General features: G+C 74.0%; 13 protein-coding genes. 6 read left to right on the top strand and 7 right to left on the bottom strand.

Features of this window, described 5'->3' with window-relative positions; all coding sequences use genetic code 11:
- Positions 1–109 precede the first annotated feature (109 nt).
- On the bottom strand, positions 110–1,861 hold the full coding sequence (locus tag ACZ60W_RS04855) for a glycoside hydrolase family 6 protein (RefSeq protein ID WP_469753928.1): 1,752 nt from the start codon (positions 1,859–1,861) through the stop codon (positions 110–112).
- Between the two features lie 17 nt (positions 1,862–1,878).
- Positions 1,879–3,432, bottom strand: coding sequence for a cellulase family glycosylhydrolase (locus ACZ60W_RS04850; protein ID WP_469753927.1), 1,554 nt, complete (start codon positions 3,430–3,432; stop codon positions 1,879–1,881).
- A gap of 275 nt (positions 3,433–3,707) precedes the next feature.
- Here ACZ60W_RS04850 and ACZ60W_RS04845 point away from each other — a divergent pair, with 275 nt between their 5' ends.
- From ACZ60W_RS04845 to ACZ60W_RS04820, 6 genes are all read left to right on the top strand, one after another.
- A complete protein-coding gene (locus ACZ60W_RS04845; RefSeq protein ID WP_469753926.1) occupies positions 3,708–6,617 on the top strand; it encodes a glycoside hydrolase family 48 protein in 2,910 nt (969 codons plus the stop codon).
- Between the two features lie 215 nt (positions 6,618–6,832).
- Complete coding sequence (locus ACZ60W_RS04840) at positions 6,833–7,906, top strand: LacI family DNA-binding transcriptional regulator (protein WP_469753925.1); 1,074 nt, start codon at positions 6,833–6,835, stop codon at positions 7,904–7,906.
- Positions 7,887–8,426 (top strand): SigE family RNA polymerase sigma factor, encoded by a 540-nt coding sequence (locus tag ACZ60W_RS04835; RefSeq protein ID WP_469753924.1) that lies wholly within the window; start codon positions 7,887–7,889, stop codon positions 8,424–8,426. Before ACZ60W_RS04840 ends, ACZ60W_RS04835 begins: the two co-directional genes overlap by 20 nt.
- Positions 8,426–9,085: a hypothetical protein gene (locus tag ACZ60W_RS04830; RefSeq protein WP_469753923.1), complete on the top strand. Its 660-nt coding sequence runs from the start codon at positions 8,426–8,428 to the stop codon at positions 9,083–9,085. Before ACZ60W_RS04835 ends, ACZ60W_RS04830 begins: the two co-directional genes overlap by 1 nt.
- Positions 9,086–9,236: 151 nt before the next feature.
- On the top strand, positions 9,237–9,833 hold the full coding sequence (locus tag ACZ60W_RS04825) for a hypothetical protein (protein ID WP_469753922.1): 597 nt from the start codon (positions 9,237–9,239) through the stop codon (positions 9,831–9,833).
- Positions 9,834–9,888: 55 nt separating this feature from the next.
- On the top strand, positions 9,889–11,400 hold the full coding sequence (locus tag ACZ60W_RS04820; protein ID WP_469753921.1) for a carboxylesterase/lipase family protein: 1,512 nt from the start codon (positions 9,889–9,891) through the stop codon (positions 11,398–11,400).
- A gap of 37 nt (positions 11,401–11,437) precedes the next feature.
- On the opposite strand, the gene ACZ60W_RS04815 is transcribed toward ACZ60W_RS04820, so the two are convergent.
- The 5 genes from ACZ60W_RS04815 to ACZ60W_RS04795 all read right to left on the bottom strand — a co-directional run bounded on the left by ACZ60W_RS04815 (position 11,438) and on the right by ACZ60W_RS04795 (position 17,810).
- Positions 11,438–12,733 carry a pectate lyase family protein gene (locus ACZ60W_RS04815; protein WP_469753920.1) on the bottom strand — a complete coding sequence of 432 codons (1,296 nt, stop codon included), beginning with the start codon at positions 12,731–12,733 and terminating at the stop codon, positions 11,438–11,440.
- A 73-nt stretch (positions 12,734–12,806) separates the two neighbouring features.
- Positions 12,807–14,147 (bottom strand): ABC transporter substrate-binding protein, encoded by a 1,341-nt coding sequence (locus ACZ60W_RS04810; protein ID WP_469753919.1) that lies wholly within the window; start codon positions 14,145–14,147, stop codon positions 12,807–12,809.
- A 98-nt stretch (positions 14,148–14,245) separates the two neighbouring features.
- Entirely contained in the window at positions 14,246–15,808 is a 1,563-nt protein-coding gene (locus ACZ60W_RS04805; protein WP_469753918.1) for a glycoside hydrolase family 43 protein, read from the bottom strand.
- The gene (locus tag ACZ60W_RS04800; RefSeq protein ID WP_469753917.1) at positions 15,805–16,650 is read right to left on the bottom strand and encodes a DUF6807 domain-containing protein; all 846 of its coding nucleotides are present in this window, start codon (positions 16,648–16,650) and stop codon (positions 15,805–15,807) included. Before ACZ60W_RS04800 ends, ACZ60W_RS04805 begins: the two co-directional genes overlap by 4 nt.
- A complete protein-coding gene (locus tag ACZ60W_RS04795) occupies positions 16,647–17,810 on the bottom strand; it encodes a Gfo/Idh/MocA family protein (RefSeq protein WP_469753916.1) in 1,164 nt (387 codons plus the stop codon). Before ACZ60W_RS04795 ends, ACZ60W_RS04800 begins: the two co-directional genes overlap by 4 nt.
- Positions 17,811–17,822 lie beyond the last annotated feature (12 nt).

Below are 17,822 nucleotides of genomic sequence, written 5' to 3'. Positions count from 1 at the left end.
CCCCCCCCCCCCCCCCCCCCCCCCCCCCCCCCCCCCCCCCCCCCCCCCCCCCCCCCCCCCCCCCCCCCCCCCCCCCCCCCCCCCCCCCCCCGGGGCGGTGCCGTGGGTGTTACAGCGCCGGGTAGGCGTTCTTCAGGAGCTCCTGGAACTGGGCCGAGAACCACTGGCCCGAGATCGGGGCGTCCGGCAGCGCGCCCGACATGCTGTTCCCGTTACGGGCGTTGCCCGTGTAGGTCGGGTCGCACATCCGGTCGAAGCCCTTGCCCTCGTTGTTCGGGATCTCCTTGGAGGCGCCGTCGGACTCGCCCGGGGGCTTCATCCAGACGTACGCGTCGATGCCTGCGGCGGGGGCCGCCTGGGGCCGTTCGCCGAGGCCCGCCCCGGACTGGTTGCACCAGTTGCCGAGGTGGATGCGACGGTCGTAGCGTCCGCCGTTGACATAGGTGTCCACGCTGGTCAGGGCGCCCGGGCCGGTGGGCCGGGCGGTGCCGCCCCAGCCGTTGCGGGAGGTGTCGATCAGCATGCCGAGGTTGCTGTCGAAGCCGATGGAGACCAGCTTGGCGCGCATGGCCTGGGCGTACGAGAGCTCGTCGGTGTAGCGGTTCCAGTCGACCCACTTCGACTGGCGCACGGAGGTGCCGTTGACGGAGTCGTTGATCGTGAAGTTGTTCTCCTTCAGGGCGCTGTAGTTGGCGGTGTTGACGATGAAGCCGGTCACGTTGGAGAGCGTGGAGCCCTCGGCCGTGGCGGCCTGCTTGAACAGCTCGGCGGACGGGCCGAAGTTGTCGTCCCAGCCCAGCCAGCCGTGGTGGCCGGCGTCGATGTAGTTGTAGACGTTGCCGATGGCGCCGAGCTTCTTCAGCGCGTAGCCGACGCCGGTGATGTAGTTGCCGTTCGCCTTCATGACGTCGCAGTTCGGGGTGGCCGTGGGGCGCCCGGAGACGTTGGTGACCAGGTTGGGCAGCGAGTCGATCTCGACCGTGGTGACGATCCGCAGGCCCGCGTACTTGGAGTCGGCGAGGATCGCGGCGATCGGGTCGATGTACTCGGTCTTGTAGCGGTTGATCTCGGTCGGGCCCAGCTCGCCGTTGGAGGCGAGCGCGGCGCAGTCGCGGCCGGGCAGGTTGTAGATGACCAGCTGGACGACGAGCTCGCCGGAGCCCTTCTGCTCCAGGGCCTTGTCGAGGTGGGCGCGCAGGCCCATGGAGGTGCTCGACCCGTTGATGGCGGCGATCCGGTCCAGCCAGACGCCGGTGGGCTGCTGGGAGACCTTGGTGCCGCCCGGCTCGGCCGCGGCCTTCGCGGACCACTCCGGGTTCACGTACACCTTGGCGCCGGCGTACGGGTTGTCGGCCTTGGTCCCGGCCGGCGGCGTGGTGGGAGGCGTGGTCGGGGGCGTGGTGGGCGGGGTGGTCGGGGGCGTCGTCGGCTCGGTGGCGCCGTTGCAGACGACCCCGTTCAGCTTGAAGGTGGCCGGTACGGCGTTGGTGCCGCTGTAGGAGCCGTTGAAGCCGAAGGAGGTGGAGCCACCGGTGGCCAGCGTCCCGTTGTACGAGAGGTTCTTGGCCGTGACGCCGGCGCCGGACTGGGTGATGGTGGCGTTCCAGCCCTGGGTGACCTGCTGGTTGCCGCCGTAGCTCCACTCGACGGTCCACGCGGCGACCGGGTCGCCGGTGTTGGTGAGGGTGACGTTGGCGCCGAAGCCGGTGTTCCACTGGTTGGTGATCTGGTAGTCGACCTTGCAGCCGGGGGTGGCCGCGCCGGCGGTGGTGCCGAAGACGGTGGCCGTGGCGCCGGTGGCGGTGATCAGACCGAGTGCCGCCAGGAGGGCGGTGCGACTGGTGCTTCTGGTGCGGCTCATGCGGGTGGGGATTCCTTTCAGGGGGTGAGGCCGCGCAGGTGGTCGCGCAGCCCGATGCCGAATGCGGTGGGAGTGCCGTCGTACGAACTGATCAGCGCGGGACCGGAGTTGCAGTTCCAGGTGTTCCAGGTCCAGCCGAGGTACGAGAGGCCGCGGTCGTCGAACCACTTCATGACGCGGTCGATGAACGCGTGTCCGCAGGTGTTCTCACCGATCTCGCCCGCGAGGAGGGGAACCTTGGCGGCGACGGGGGCGAGGGTGTTGTTCCAGCACGTCTCGTCGGAGCAGGTGTTGAAGTTGTAGACGTGCCAGGCGGCGGCGAGATTGGCCGCCGGGTCGGTGGGGGCGTACGTGAGCCACTGGCTGAGGTCGTTGGAGTACGCGAGGCCCGGGACGAGGACGAGGTTCTTCGATCCCGTGGCGCGGACCGCGTCCACCAGGTCCTGCATGCCGGCGACTTCGTAGCCGATGCCGGGGCAGCTGCCTCCGTCGCGCCAGCAGGTCCACGCCTGGGCCGCGGTGGAGGTCGCCCGGTCCGGATAGGGCTCGTTGAAGAGGTCGAAGACGACCCGCCGGTCATTCTTGAAGGTGTTCGCCACCGATGTCCAGAACGCCGGCGTGTACTGGGCGTCGGGCATCGGCTTCTGGCAGGTGGCGTGCACGTCGGCGCAGCCGGACGAGTTGCCCGTGTACTGGCCGTACGTCCAGTGCAGTTCGACCACGGGGGTCATGCCGTGGGCGAGGACCTTGGTCACCAGGTCCTTGACCGCGTCGATGTAGTGCGCGCCGCGGTACTCGGGCTTGACGTTGTCGAGCCCCAGCCAGCACTCCTCGTTGAGCGGAATGCGGACCGTGTTGGCCTTCCAGTCGGCGATGGCCCGGACGGAGGCGTCGTCGACGGGACCGTCGAAGAAGCCGTAGCCCTGGACGCACATGAACTCGCCGCCGGAGCGGTTGACGCCGAGGAGGCGTCGCACCGCGCCGTTCTGGTCGGTGAACTTGTTCCCGGTGACGCCGAGTTCGGGCGCTCCGGGGGCGGGGGTCGGTGGTGGCAGGGTCGGGGGAGGGGTGGTCGGGGGAGTGGTGGGGTCGGTGGGGGTCGGCGTCGGCGTCGTGGTCGACGGCGTCGGCGTCGGGGTGGGCGTGGGTCCGGCGGTGGTGCAGGGCGTGCCGTTCAGCGTGAAGGCGGTGGGTGCCGTGTTGGCGCCCGTCCAGGAGGCGATGAAGCCGCCGGTGACCTTCGCGCCCGTGGCGAGCGCCCCGTTCCAGCTCTCGTTCACCACGGTGACGGAACTTCCGGACTGGGACCACTTCCCGCCCCAGCCCTGACCGACGACCTGGCCGGCCGGGAAGGCGAAGCCGAGGCTCCAGCCGTTCAGCGCGGCACTGTCGTTGGTGATCGTGACGGCGCCCTGGTAGCCGCCGGCCCACTGGCCGACGACCGAGTACTCCACGGTGCAGACCGGTGCGGCCGCTGCTCCTGAGGCCGTACCCACGACGGCGAAGGCGGTGCTCGCCATCGTGAGCGCCGCTCCTGCGAGCAGCGCGGACAGACGTGGGGGATATCGCATGAGCGAGTCCTCACAGCGAGGGCACGCCCCTGATGGCGTGCCGACTGGATGGAACCGCTCCCACTGGTCGGGCAGACCGTAGCGTCAACAGCCGCCAAGCAAAAGAGGTGTTGGGTAAATTTCCCCGTCATCTGCCTTCGACTCTTCACACACCTTGACGCCGTTGCGCCCCAACTGCACAGTGGGAGCGCTCCCACTGGTTCAGGGCTTGTCCCCGCAGGCCCATCCCGCTCTTCGCACCCCCAACCTCCCGAGCCGCGAGGAGAACCACCCGCATGTCACGACCCCGTGTACGAAGACCGCGCCGGCAGCTGACCGCGCTGGCCGCGGCGCTCTCCCTCCCCCTCGGCCTCACGGCCGTCGGCGCCACCACCGCGCAGGCCGCCGCCGTGCAGTGCAGCGTCGACTACAGGACGAACGACTGGGGTTCGGGCTTCACCGCCGAACTCACGCTCACCAACCGGGCCACGACCGCGCTCGACGGCTGGACCCTCAGCTACTCCTACGCCGGCGACCAGAAGCTCACCAACGGGTGGAGCGGCGTCTGGTCCCAGTCGGGCAGGAACGTCACGGTGACCAACGCCGCCTGGAACGGCACCCTCGCCGCGGGCGCCGCCACCACCACCGGCGCCCAGTTCACCTACAGCGGGACCAACGCCGCCCCGACCTCCTTCGCCGTCAACGGCACCCCCTGCACCGGCGCCCACCAGCCCCCGGTCGCTGTCCTCACCAGCCCCACGGCGGGCGCGGTCTTCACCGCGGGCGACGCCGTCCCCCTGGCGGCCACGGCCGCCGCCGCCGACGGCGCCACGGTGAGCAGGGTGGAGTTCTACAGCGACACCACGCTCCTCGGCACGGACACCACCGCGCCCTTCTCCCACAGCGCCACCGGCCTGTCCACCGGCGCCCACTCGCTCTACGCCAAGGCCTACGACAGCCTCGGAGCCTCCGCCGAATCGGCGCCGGTCGGCGTCACCGTCGCCGCGGGCCCCGCGCTCGTCGCCTCCCCGGGCCAGTTCGGCGTCCGCCAGGGCGCCACCGGCACCTTCGACCTGAGGCTCTCCACCGCCCCCACCACCGACGTCACGGTCGGCATCGCCCGTACGTCCGGCAACACCAACCTCACGTCGACCCCCGCGTCCCTCACCTTCACCCCGGCCAACTGGAACACCGCCCAGAAGGTGACCGTCGCCGCGGCCGCCACCGGCACCGGCACCGCCGTCTTCACCGCCACCGCCCCCGGCCACACGAAGGCCGAGGTCACCGTCGCCCAGCTGGCCGCGAACTCCACCTACGACGCCCGCTTCCTCGACCTGCACGGCAGGATCACCGACCCGGCCAACGGCTACTTCTCGCCCGAGGGCATCCCGTACCACTCGGTGGAGACCCTGATCGTCGAGGCCCCCGACCACGGGCACGAGACGACCTCGGAGGCGTACAGCTACCTCATCTGGCTCCAGGCCATGTACGGGAAGATCACCGGCGACTGGACCAGGTTCAACGGCGCGTGGGACACCATGGAGAAGTTCATGATCCCCACCCACGCCGACCAGCCGACCTCGTCCTCCTACAACGCCGCCAAACCGGCCACCTACGCCCCCGAGTGGGATCTCCCCTCGCAGTACCCGGCGCGGCTCGACTCCGGCGTCACCTCCGGCTCCGACCCGATCGCCGCCGAGCTCAAGAGCGCCTACGGCACGGACGACGTCTACGGCATGCACTGGCTCCAGGACGTCGACAACGTCTACGGATTCGGGAACGAACCCGGGAAGTGCTCCGCCGGCCCGACCGCGACCGGCCCCTCCTACGTCAACACCTTCCAGCGCGGCCCGCAGGAGTCCGTCTGGGAGACCGTCACCCACCCCACCTGCGACTCGTTCGCCTACGGCGGCAAGAACGGCTACCTGGACCTCTTCACCGGGGACTCCTCCTACGCCCGGCAGTGGAAGTACACCAACGCCCCCGACGCCGACGCCCGCGCCGTCCAGGCGGCCTACTGGGCCGACCTGTGGGCCAAGCAGCAGGGCAAGGGCACCCAGGTCTCCGCCACCGTCGGCAAGGCCGCCAGGATGGGCGACTACCTGCGCTACTCCCTGTTCGACAAGTACTTCAAGAAGGCCGGGAACTGCGTCGGCCCGACCACCTGCCCCGCCGGCACCGGCAAGGACAGCGCCCACTACCTGATGTCCTGGTACTACGCCTGGGGCGGCGCCACCGACACCTCGGCCGGCTGGTCCTGGCGGATCGGGTCGAGCCACGCCCACGGCGGCTACCAGAACCCGCTCGCCGCCTACGCCCTCAGCTCCTACGCCCCGCTGAAGCCCAAGTCGGCGACGGGCGCCACGGACTGGGCGACCAGCCTCGACCGCCAGCTGGAGTTCTACCGCTGGCTCCAGTCCGACGAGGGCGCCATCGCCGGCGGCGCCACGAACAGCTGGCAGGGCCGGTACGCCACCCCGCCGGCCGGCACTCCCACCTTCCACGGCCTCTTCTACGACGAGAAGCCCGTCTACCACGACCCCGCGTCCAACCAGTGGTTCGGCTTCCAGGCCTGGTCCATGGAGCGGGTCGCCGAGTACTACCAGCAGACCGGCGACACCGAGGCGAAGACCGTCCTCGACAAGTGGGTCTCCTGGGCGCTGTCCCGGACCACGATCAACCCGGACGGCACCTACCGCATCCCCTCCACCCTCCGGTGGTCCGGCGCACCCGACACCTGGAACGCCGCGAGCCCCGGCGCCAACGCCGGTCTGCACGTCACCGTCGCCGACTACACCGACGACGTCGGCGTGGCCGCCGCCTACGCCAAGACCCTGACGTACTACGCGGCCAAGTCCGGCCACGCCGAGGCCAAGCGCGTCGCCAAGGCCCTCCTCGACGGCATGTGGAACCACCACCAGGACCCGCTGGGCATCGCCGTCCCCGAGACCCGCGCCGACTACAACCGTTTCGACGACCCCGTCTACGTCCCGAACGGCTGGACCGGCACCATGCCGAACGGCGACACCGTGAACTCCTCCTCCACCTTCGCCTCGATCCGCACCTTCTACGAGGACGACCCGGCCTGGCCCAAGATCGAGGCCTACCTGGCGGGCGGCGCCGCCCCCGTCTTCACCTACCACCGGTTCTGGGCCCAGGCGGACATCGCCCTGGCCATGGGCTCGTACGCGGAGCTGCTCGAATAACAGCCCGCCCCGCGAGAGCGCGCTCCGCGTACGACGAGGCCGGGCGGACCCCCAGGGGCCGCCCGGCCTTCCGTCCCCCACCGGCCACCCCCGCACCGCGGCCGCCCCGGACTTTCCCGACCCGCCTGGACAGCCCGTCGAGCCGCCGCTTAGGGTCGGGAGCCGAATCGTCGGGCGGTCGCCCGCGACACCGGGACACGCCCAGGAGCGCGCACGTGGTCACCCTCGCCGATGTCGCCCGCCACGCCGGGGTCTCGGCCAGCACCGTCAGCTACGTGCTCAGCGGCAAACGCTCCATCTCCGCTCCCACCCGCGAGCGCATCCGGCACAGCATCGACACCCTCGGCTACCGCCCGCACGCCGGCGCCCGCGCGCTCGCCAGCAGCCGCACCGACATCCTGGCCCTGATGATGCCGCTGCGCACCGGCCTCCACGTGCCCGTGATGATGGAGATCGCGATGGCCGTCACCACGACGGCCCGCGCCCACGGCCACGACGTCCTGCTGCTCACCGGCGAGGAGGGCCCCGAAGCCGTCCGCCGCGTCGAGGGCAGCGCCGTCGCCGACGCGATGATCGTCATGGACGTCGGCCTCGACGACCCCCGCATCCCCTGCCTCCGGGAGGCCGCACGGCCCTCCGTCCTCATCGGCCTCCCCGCCGAGACCGCCGAGGCGGCCGACGCGACCGGACTCGACTGCGTCGACCTCGACTTCGAGGCCGCCGGCGCCCGCTGCGTCGACCACCTCGCCGCCCTCGGCCACACCGCGGTCGCCGTCCTCGGCGAACCGCCCGCCGTCCACGAACGCGCCACGGGCTTCGGCACCCGCATCCTCACCGGCCTGCGCGCCGCCGCCGCCCGCCACGGCGTCGGCCTGCTCCACCGGCCCGTCGACGGGACGTACGCGGCCGTCGCCGCCGCCGTCACCCGCGTCTTCGAGGAACGCCCCGGCACCACGGCGCTCGTCGTCCGGAACGAGGCCGCCGTCGAACCGCTGCTCGCCCTCCTGCGCCACCAGGGCCGCGCCGTCCCCGAGGACGTCTCCGTCGTCGCCGTCTGCCCCGACCAGGTCGCCGAGCACGCCTCCGTACCGCTCACCGCCGTCTCCGTACCCGCCCAGGAGATGGGACGACGCGCCGTCGAACGCGTCGTCGGCCGCCTCGCCGGACAGCCCCCGCGCGGCACGGAACTGCTCACGCCCGTACTGACGGCCCGCGCCAGCACCGGCCCCGCCGCCCCCGGCCCCACCACCGCCCCGACGGAGGAACGTCGTGGTCACGACGGACGCTGACACCGGGGACGACGCCGCGGAGTTCCGGGCCTTCTTCGAGCGCCACTACGCCGAACTCGCCCGCCTCGCCCATCTGCTGACCGGCGAGACCGACGCCGCCGACGACCTCGCCGCCGACGCCATGCTCGCCCTGTGGCACCGCTGGGACCGGGTCCGCGCCGCGGACCACCCCGCCGCCTACGCCCGGGGCGTCGTCGCCAACCTCGTCCGCAGCCGCATCCGGGGCACCGTCCGCGAACGCCGCCGCATCGCCGCCTACTGGGACCGGCGCCCGGAGCACACCGAGGACCCCGACGTCCCGGCCGTCGTCGACGTCCGCACGGCCCTGCGCGCCCTGCCCTTCCGCAAACGCGCCTGCGTCGTGCTCCGCCACGCCTTCGACCTGTCCGAACGGGACACCGCGCTGGCCCTCGGCGTCTCGGTCGGCACGGTCAAGAGCCAGACGGCCAAGGGCATGGCCGAACTCCAGCGGCTCCTGGGCCCCCGGGCAGCCACCGAACTCGCCGCGGGGAGGCGCTGATGGACGAGACACGGCTCCGCCGCGAACTGAGGGACGCGGCGCTCGCGCACCGCCCCGACCACGCCCGCATCCTCGCCCGGGTGGAGCGCGGCATGGCCGGCGCCGCCCCGGCGCCCCGCCGCCGCGCACCGGCCGGGCCCGGGCCGCGCCGCCGCTGGACGGTCGCCGTCGCGGTCACCGCGGTCACCGCCGGCGTCGTCGGCATCGGCGGCCTCGCCGCGACCACCGTCGGCGACCGGCCCGCGCGGCCCGCCGCCGCGCTCCCGGCTCCCGGCCCGGTCGCCAGGGCGGCCGGCACCGTCGACGCCGGCAGCAACCGCTGGTGGGCGCAGAGCGACCTCGCCCTCACCACGGACACGCCGGTCACCGGGCTCACCGTCGAGGTGCGCGTCGCTCGCACGCCGGGCGTCGTGACCACCGGCCACTGGCAGACCCGTCCCGCCGGCGACTTCACCGTCACCGTGACCGAGCGGCCCGACGCCCTCGTCTACCGGTGGACCCTCGGACCCGGCCGGGAGGTGCCGCCCGGTCCGCACGTCTTCGCCGCCCAGTACAACCACGCGGAGGGGACGCGCGACGCGTCCGCCGACACCTACACCGCCGTCCTGACCGCCGCCGACGGCGGCCGCACCACCCTCCGGGGCGGTTTCGGCCGCTGACCGGCCGGCTGCCCCGGACCCCGGGTCGTACGCCCGTCTCGCCCGCACGGGGGAGCGGGTTCCGCCCACGGCCCGATCCCCCGGCGCCCCGTGCCCGCGATCGTCGACACCGAGCGGGCCGCCCGGCGGCCCACCGGACCGAGGACCGCGCATGCCGCACCAGCCCCGCCGCCCCGCCGCACCCCCACGCCGGCCCGCCCCCTCCGGCCGCCTCCGCGCCGCCTGGCGGGCGGCCCACGCACCCGTCGCCGGGGTGTCCCGGCGCACCCGGCTCCTCGCCTACGCCGTGCCGTTCACCGTCCTGCCCGCCGGGCTGTGGCGGCTGCCGGCGGCCTTCGGCTCCGGGATCGGCCCCGGCGAGCGGCTGTACGTCGTCTTCCTGTCGCTCTTCTCCGAGGCCGTCGCCTTCACCGCGGTCGGACTCGTCGCCCGGTGGGGCGAGGTGGTCCCCGACTGGGTCCCGGTCCTGCGCGGCCGGCGCATCCCGCCGGCCGCCGTCCTCGTCCCCGCGGCCCTCGGGGCGACGGCCCTCACCCTGCTGTGGACCGTCCTGGCGACGGCCACCGAGCTCAGGGGCACCACGATCCGCGGCCACGCCCTGCCTCCCGACTTCCCCGGCAGGGCCGGCGGCTGGGAGGCGGCGTCGTACTACCTCTGCTACGCGCCGCTCGTCCTGTGGGGCCCGTTGCTCGCCGCGCTGACCGTCGCCTACGGCAGGCGCCGCCTCATTCACCACAGAAGTGCGTGAACGGGCACCGACTCGGTGTTGGCGCGCGCGGAAGGCGGGGTGCCAGGCTGAGGACATGGACGTCTTCACCACCACGCACGGCTCGGTACGGGGCGCACGCGTCTCTCCCGACATCGTCGCCGTGCTCGGAATCCCCTACGCCGCACCGCCGTTCGGCCCCCACCGGTTCCGCGCGCCGCGGCCGGCGGCGGCCTGGAGCGGCGTGCGCGACGCCACCGCCTTCGGGCCCGTCGCCCCGCAGTCGGCGGAGCTGCCCGGCGCGCCCCTGTGGCGCCCCGGCGACGAGGACGTCCTCACCCTCAACGTGTGGACCCCGGCCCCGGACTGCGGGGCGCTGCCCGTCCTGGTCTGGATCCACGGCGGCGCCTACACCTTCGGTTCCTCCGCCCAGCCCGACCTCGACGGCACCGTCCTGGCCCGCGCCGGCCTGGTGGTGGTCACGCTCAACTACCGGCTCGGCTTCGAGGGGTTCGGTCACGTGCCGGCCGGCGACGGCGCCCACCCCGACAACCGGGGGCTGCTCGACCAGATCGCCGCCCTGCGCTGGGTGCGCGACAACATCGCCGCGTTCGGCGGCGACCCGGACCGCGTCACCGTCGCCGGGCAGTCCTCCGGGGCCGCCTCGGTGGCCTGCCTGATGGTGACGGAGCGCGCCCGCGGCCTGTTCCGGCGGGCCGTCCTCCACAGCCCCGCCGGCCCCCACCACCCGCCGGAGACCGCCGCCGCGACCACCCGCGAGGTGGCCGCCGCAGCGGGCTGCCCGGCCACCGCCGAAGGGCTGGCCTCCGTCGGCCCGGAGGTGCTCGTCACCGCCTCCGACCGGGTCGTCGACGCCTACCGCCACGATCCGGCGTCGGGCTCCCGCCACTACGACCCCTCGCTCTACGCCCCCGTCCTCGACGGCGACGTCCTGCCCGTCGACCCCCTCGCGGGGATCGCCGCCGGCGCCGCCCGGGACGTCGACCTGCTGGTCTGCCACACCACGGAGGAGTACCGGCTCCTGGACGCCGTCGGGAGCAGTGCCAAGGTGACCACCGAGGAACGACTCGGCGCGTTCGCCCGGGACTTCGGGCTGCCGGACGGGCTGGTCGAGGGGTACCGGGCCGCGCTGCCGGACGCCCCCGTCCTCGACGTGTACCTCGCCGTCTTCGGCGACCTCCTCTTCACCGAGTACGCCGCCCGCCTCGCCGAGCGGCACGCCCTCGCCGGCGGCCGGGCCTTCCTGGCACGCTTCGACCGCCGGCGGCCCGGCCCGGACGGCGGCGTCCGCGCCTGGCACTGCGCGGACGTCCCCTTCGCCTTCGGCACCCTCGGCCTGGACTGCGCCGCCTTCCTCGTCGGCGGCGCCCCCACCCCCGAGGACCACGACCTCTCCCGGCGCATGGTGCGGGCCTGGGCCGACTTCGCCGCCCACGGGAGCCCCGGCTGGCCCGCGGTCCGGTCCGCGCCCGCCTCCGCCCACCGCTGGAGCACCGGAGAGGAGCCGGGCGACGGGCCGGGCGGGCTCGCGCCCGACGCGGTCAGGGCGCTGTGGGCGGGGGCGGAGTTCCCGCTGCTGCTCCCGTGACCGGGCCGGCTCGACCGCTGTCCCGGGGTGCCGGGGCTCAGCGCGGACGGCCGGCGCCCGCGAGCCTGCCGACGAGCGCGGGGACGGCCCGGGGGTGGTCGACGCGGGTGCGCAGGACGGGGGTCCAGCCGGCGTCGGCGCGCAGGGCCTCGGCCGGGTACTGCTCGTTGTGGACGGCGAGGAGGTCGACGGGGCGGCCGTCGACGAGGTTGCCGGCGACCGTGACGGGCGCGTCCTTCCACTTCTTCAGGATCTTCCCGGCCGGTACGCCGGGGGCGAGCGTGAACGCGTTCCGCTCGGCGTACAGCTGGGACTCCTGGCCGATGCCGAAGCTGTACACGTACGGTCCGCTCGGCACCACGAAGTGGTTGTTGTACGCGTCGACCCGGCCGAACCGGACCCGCGGCGCGCGCTCCACGACGTTCTCGAAGAGGTTGTGGTGGAGCGTGACGCGCAGCCTTCCCCGGTCGGTGGCGCCGGCACTGTCGCTGTTGCCGATCATCAGGGTCTTGTCGTGGTCGGCGAAGACGTTCCAGGAGACGGTCACCAGGTCCGCGCCCCGCACGATGTCCAGCTCCCCGTCGTGCCGCTGGTAGACCTCGCCGTAGTGGGTGGGGAGCGAACTGTCCGGGTGGGCGCCGTCGGTGAACGTGTTGTGGTCGACCCAGACGTGGGTGGAGCCGTACACGACCAGGCTGTCGTATTCGGAGTTCCAGGCCCCGGTCGCCCCGTCCGTCGGGTCCCACCGGGGGAAGCAGTCGAGGGGGCTCTCCAGGGTGAGGTTGCGGACGACGACGTTGTCGACGCCCTGCACCTGGAGGCTGCCGCCGGTGATGCCCGCGTGCCGCCCGACGCCCACGATCGTGGTGTTGGCGGGCACCTGCACCTTGATCGCCCGGCCCTGCGCGGCCGCGGAGGCGGCCCGCAGCGTCTCCTGGGGGCCGCTGACCTCGTTCTCGTACCCCCAGACCGCGGGGTCGTAGTCGGCGAGGTAGCGGGCGAAGTCGTAGCCGGGGGCCTCGAAGGCGGCGCAGCCGGCGGCGGTCGCGTCGAGCGTGCCCGCCACCTTGACGATGCGGGGCTCGGTGCCGGGCAGCGCGAGCGCGGCCCGGAACTCCTCCCACGTGGTGACGGTGAGGACCCGGGAGGCGACGGCGGCGGACCCGCCGGTGGTGCCCGTGCCGTCGGAGGCCCAGCCGTCGCCGGCCGGCAGGACGGCGCGGGCCGGGTCGGCGCCCGGCCGGTGTCCGGTGTGGGCGCCCGCCGGGGGCGCGGTGAGGGTCAGCGCGAGGGCGGTCGCGGCGACCACTCCCCGCCGGGTGCGTCGGTTCACGGTCGGCTCTCCTCGGAGACGGGCCGGATCATCCGGTCGGTGGACGGTGCGTGGGCGGGTCGGCGGGCGGCGCTCACGGGTTCTGCTGCTTCCACTCGGCCTGGGCCGTGTTCAGCTGCTCGGCGAAGTGGTCGAGGAACTCCTTGGCGGTGGCCTTGCCGAGGAGGACCTTCTGGAAGGCCGGTTCGTTGTCGGCCTTGGAGAGGGTGTTCCAGTCCGGCAGGTAGTACGGCAGTTCCACGATGGCGGCCTTGCCGCTGAAGAGGACCTCGGCGCCGAGCTTGGTCGGCTCGGACTCCTGCAGCCAGGCGTCCCGGGCGGCCTCCGTGTTCGCGGGGATGGCGCCGGCCGATTCGTTCCACTTGCTGTTGGAGGCGTGCGAGGCGGCGAACTCGATGAACTTCCACGCCGCGGCCTTGTTCCTGCCGGAGGAGAAGAGACCGAGCCCGTCGACGGGGTTGGAGACCTGCACCCGGGTGCCGTCGTCCAGCGTCGGGTTGGGGATGCCCCGGAACTTCTCCGTGCCGAGCGCCTTCACGTGGTCCTGGTAGGAGCCCAGGTTGTGGTTGAGCATGCCGATCTGGCCGCTGTCCCACTGCGCGACCATCTTGGTGAAGTCGTTGTTGACGTCGGCGGCGGGCGTCGTCCGCTTGAACAGCCCGGCGTACTTCTCCAGGGCGGCGACGTTCTTCGGGTCGTTGACCGTGGTCCGGTCGCCGTTCCAGAAGGACGTGATGCCGCTCTGGCCGTACATGGCGTCCAGGGCCTGGGCGATGGAGCCGGCGCCGCCGCGGATCGTGTAGCCGAACCGGTTCTCGTCCGCCGCGGTGAGCCGGTCGGCCGCCGCGTAGAACCTCGACCAGGTGGACGGCTCCTCCAGACCGGCCGCCCGGAACAGGTCGGTGCGGTAGTACAGCACGCCGTTGCTGGCGGACGTGGGGACCGTGAACAGCTTGTCCCGGCCGCCGGCCGACCTCACGCTCGCGAGCATGCCCGCGTTCAGCCTGCCCTTGAGGGCGCTTCCCTCGATCCGGGCGTCCAGCGGTTCCAGGGCGTTCTGCGCGGCGATCCCGGCGAGCATCGCCGCGCCCACGCCGCCGACGTCCGGCAGGCCGCCGCCCTGGATGGCGGTGTCGTACTTCGACTGGACCTCCTTGGAGGCGATCCCGACGTACTCGACGTCGATGCCGGGGTTCGCCTTCTCGAAGTCCGCGATGATCTCCTTCCAGACCTCGGTGCGGACGCCGCCGTTGTTGTCCCAGAAGGTGATCTTTCCCTTGCCCGAACCCTCGGTGCCCTGGTCGCCGCCCGCGCCGCTGCCGTCGTCACCGCAGGCGGTGGCGGTCAGGGCGAGGACGCCGGACAGGGCGAGGGCGAGGGCGGCTCTGCGCCGTCCGCCGGGGAGGATGGTCATCGTCGGCTCTCTTCTCTGCGGGTGGTGCCGGAACGTGCGAAAAGGGGGTGTGGGGGAGTCCTGAGGGGGCGCCGGGGCGCCCGGCGCCAGGGACGGCGTCAGGCGGGGGTGACGCGGAAGGCGGAGAACACGGCCGTCCCGGCGTGCCCCGCGCCCGCCGGCGCGGCCGCGAACAGGCCGAGCAGGGCGCCGACCCAGCGCCAGGGCGTGGCCGCGAACTCCGGCCCGAGGCGGACCGGCCGGGGCGTGCCGTCGGCGGAGTACGAGAACCGGCAGCGCGCGTCCGCCGTGATCTCGATCCGCAGCAGGGCACGGTCGCCGGCGAGCGGCAGGGAGTGCGCCGCGTCCCGCTCGGCGTCGGCTCCCGCGGGGGCGAAGCGGTGCACGAGCCGGGTCGTGCCGTCGGGAGCGCGCTCCGGCCCGATCCAGGCATAGGCGTCGCCGAGGACGACCAGTCCGGCACGGGCGCCGGGCGCCGCCGCGTCGAGCCGCACGCCCACCTCGACCGCGCACGCCCCGGACGGCAGCCGCTGCGTGAGGACGTGCGGCACGCTCCGCAGGTCGACCGGGCGCCCGCCCCGGACACAGGCGAGGCGCAGCCCGTCCCCCGCGTGGTGACTGGCCCAGCCCTCGTCCGGGTTGGCGGTCCACTGCCACTGGCGTCCGAACCGCCCGCCCGGGAAGGAGTCGTCCACGGCGGGGCGCGCCGCGGGCTGCTCCGGCAGGTCGGGCTTGCGGTGGACGCGCACCGGGGCGCCGTCCTCGCCGAGCACCGGCCAGCCGTCCGCGCCCCAGCGCATCGGCTGGAGGTGGACGACCCTGCCGTGCGCGCCCGTCTGCTGGAAGTGCAGGAACCAGTCCTCGCCGGCCTGGGTGCGGACCCAGCCGCCCTGATGGGGGCCGTTGACGTCGGTGTCGCCCTGGGCCAGGACGATCCGCTCCTCGTACGGGCCGAAGAACGACCGTGACCGGAACGCGCCCTGCCAGCCGGTGGCCACGCCCCCGGCCGGTGCGAGGATCCAGAAGAGGCCGTCGTGCAGGTACGCCTTGGGGCCCTCCAGGGTGAACCAGCCCGGGATGAGGTCGCCGTCCACCAGGACCCGGCCCTCGTCGAGGACCTTCGTGCCGTCCGGGCTCATCCGGTGCCCGACGAGCCGGTTGTTCACCCCGGCCCGGGACTTGGCCAGGGCGTGCACGAGGTACGCCTCGCCCGACTCCTCGTCCCACAGGGGGCAGGCGTCGATGAGGCCCCGGCCGGCCTTCACCAGGTGCGGCGCTGTCCACGGTCCGCGGACCGAGGGGGCGTTGACCTGGTGGATGCCGTGGTCGGGGTCGCCCCAGAAGATCCAGAACCGTCCGTCGTGGTGGCGCAGCGACGGCGCCCACACGCCCCGGTCGTGCCGGGGCGAGGCGAACGCGGCCGCCGGTTCCAGCCGTTCGAGCGCGTGGCCGACGAGGCTCCAGTTCACCAGGTCGCGCGAGTGCAGCAGGGGCAGCCCGGGCGCGCGGCCGAAGCTGGAGGCGGTGAGGTAGTGGTCCTCGCCCACCCGCAGCACGTCCGGGTCGGACCAGTCGGCCGCCAGCACCGGATTGCGGTACGTCCCGTCCCCCAGGTCGCCGGTGGCGCTCGCGGACCCGCCGCCCCGGCCCGCCGCGCTCACGACGCCACCGCCTTGCGGACCAGCGCCGCCGCCCCGGCCCGGTCGAGGCGGCCGTCGGCGACGACGGTCACCACCCGGCGCACCAGGGTCCCCCCGGCCGGCACCGCGAGCCGTCCGGCGGAGGCGAGCGAGGAGCCGACACCGGGGTACTCGGCGGCGCGCACGAACCACGGGTCGGCGCGGGTCGCCGCCGTCGCCCCGGCGAACACCAGCGTCCAGCCGTCGCCCGCGAGCGCCGCCCAGTCGGCCGCGGCCCCGTGCACCGCCTCCTCGCCGTCCGCGTCCGCGCCGAACACCAGCGGCACCGTCGCCTCCTTGGGCGCCCGCCAGAAGAACCCGCCGTAGGCCGCGCCCGGCCGGCCGTTCGTCGCGGGACTGCCGATCGACAGCTCCCGCCCGGACGCGTTGGCCAGCGAGAAGGTGAGGTCCAGGGCCCAGGCGGAGTCGGTGAGCGCGACGGCCGCCACGGTCCGGTGCTCGCGGAACAGCAGCGCGCCGCCCGCCGTCCAGCTCAGCTCCGCCACGAAACCGTCCGGGTCGCACAGCTTGAACCCGTCGTGGCGCTGGACGCCGTGGTCGTCGAGCGCCACGGGACCGCGGCCGCGGACGAAGGTGCGCCCGCCCCAGAAGTTGCGGCCGTCGACGTCGGCCACGGCGACGCCCGCCCCCAGGTGGTGCGGGTGGTCCGCCGGCCCGGCCTCGGTCACCGCCCGCCCGGCGAGCGTGGTCACGGGATGGAGGAAGGGCCGCGGCACGTGACCGGGGGCCGGCCCGGGCCGCGTGGTGTAGTGGGCGACGGTGCGGCCCGCGCACCGCAGCGTGGTCGCCGTCCCGGCGGTCATCGGACCTCCGCCCGGGTCGACGGCGCCCAGGCGGCGCCGAGTTCGGAGAACAGCAGCAGTCCGTCGGCGGCCGCGTCGACCAGCGCGTCGACGCCGTCGACCACCCGGCGCGGTCCGCTCGCGCCGGACTCGGTGTGCCAGTGCGCGGCGGGGATGGGACGCGGGTCGGGGGCCGTGCGCACCGCCTCGACCACCCGCATGAACGCCCCCGTCGCGACCGGCGGCACGCACAGCGGCTCGCCGTCCCTCACGTGCGCCACCAGGTTCTCCAGGAGGTCGGTGCGGCCGTACTCGATCTCCTCGGGCCCGTGTCCGGCGCGCTGCAGCAGGACCCGGTCCTGCCGGTACCAGAAGGTGATCCGCCCCCGGCTGCCGTGCACGATCACGTACGGCTCCGAGGACCTCTCGGCGCACAGCGTCGCGGCGACCGTGACCCGGACGCCGGATGCGGTGACGACCCGGACCGCGGACGTGTCGTCGGACTCGACGGCATGCGCGCGGAGCAGCTCTGTCTCGACGCGCTCGACGTCCTCGGCGCGGGGGGACCCGGCCAGCGCGAGCGCGGTGGCGACGGCGTGGGCGAGCGGGTTGGTCAGGGCCCCGTCGACGACGTCCGCGCCGTCGAGCCGCCGGCGCCCGGCCCAGGGCACCCGCCGGAAGTAGGCCTCGTCCCGGACCCAGGCGCCGGCCGCGCCGACCCCGAGGAGCTCGCCGACGGCGCCGTCCCCGACCATCCGGCGGATCGCGGGCACCGCGTGCGAACCGAGGGACTGGAAGCCGATCTGGCAGGCCACCCCGGCCGCCTCGATGCCGTCGGTCATCCTGCGGAACTCCGCGTACGACGGGGCCGGCGGCTTCTCCAGGAGGAGGTGCGCGCCGTGGCGGGCGGCGGTGAGGGCCAGGTCGGCATGGGTCTGGATCGGGGTGGAGAGCACGGCGATCCGGGCGCCGGTGGAGGCGAGGAGCGCGTCGAGGTCGGCGGACTGCTCGGGGTCGCCGACGCCCTCCAGTTCGGCCGCGTCGAGCGGGCGGAGTTCGCAGACCCCGGCGAGCCGGACGAGGCCCCGCTCCTGGAGGCGGCGGATCGTGAGGAGGTGGCTGCGGCCGTGGCCGCGGGCGCCGGCGAGGACGACCGGCAGCGGGGTGCGGGGGGTGTTCATGGCCTCCCTGTT

It is taken from the genome of Streptomyces sp. NPDC104202, from assembly GCF_055584185.1.
This window is presented reverse-complemented; position numbering and strand designations above follow the sequence as displayed.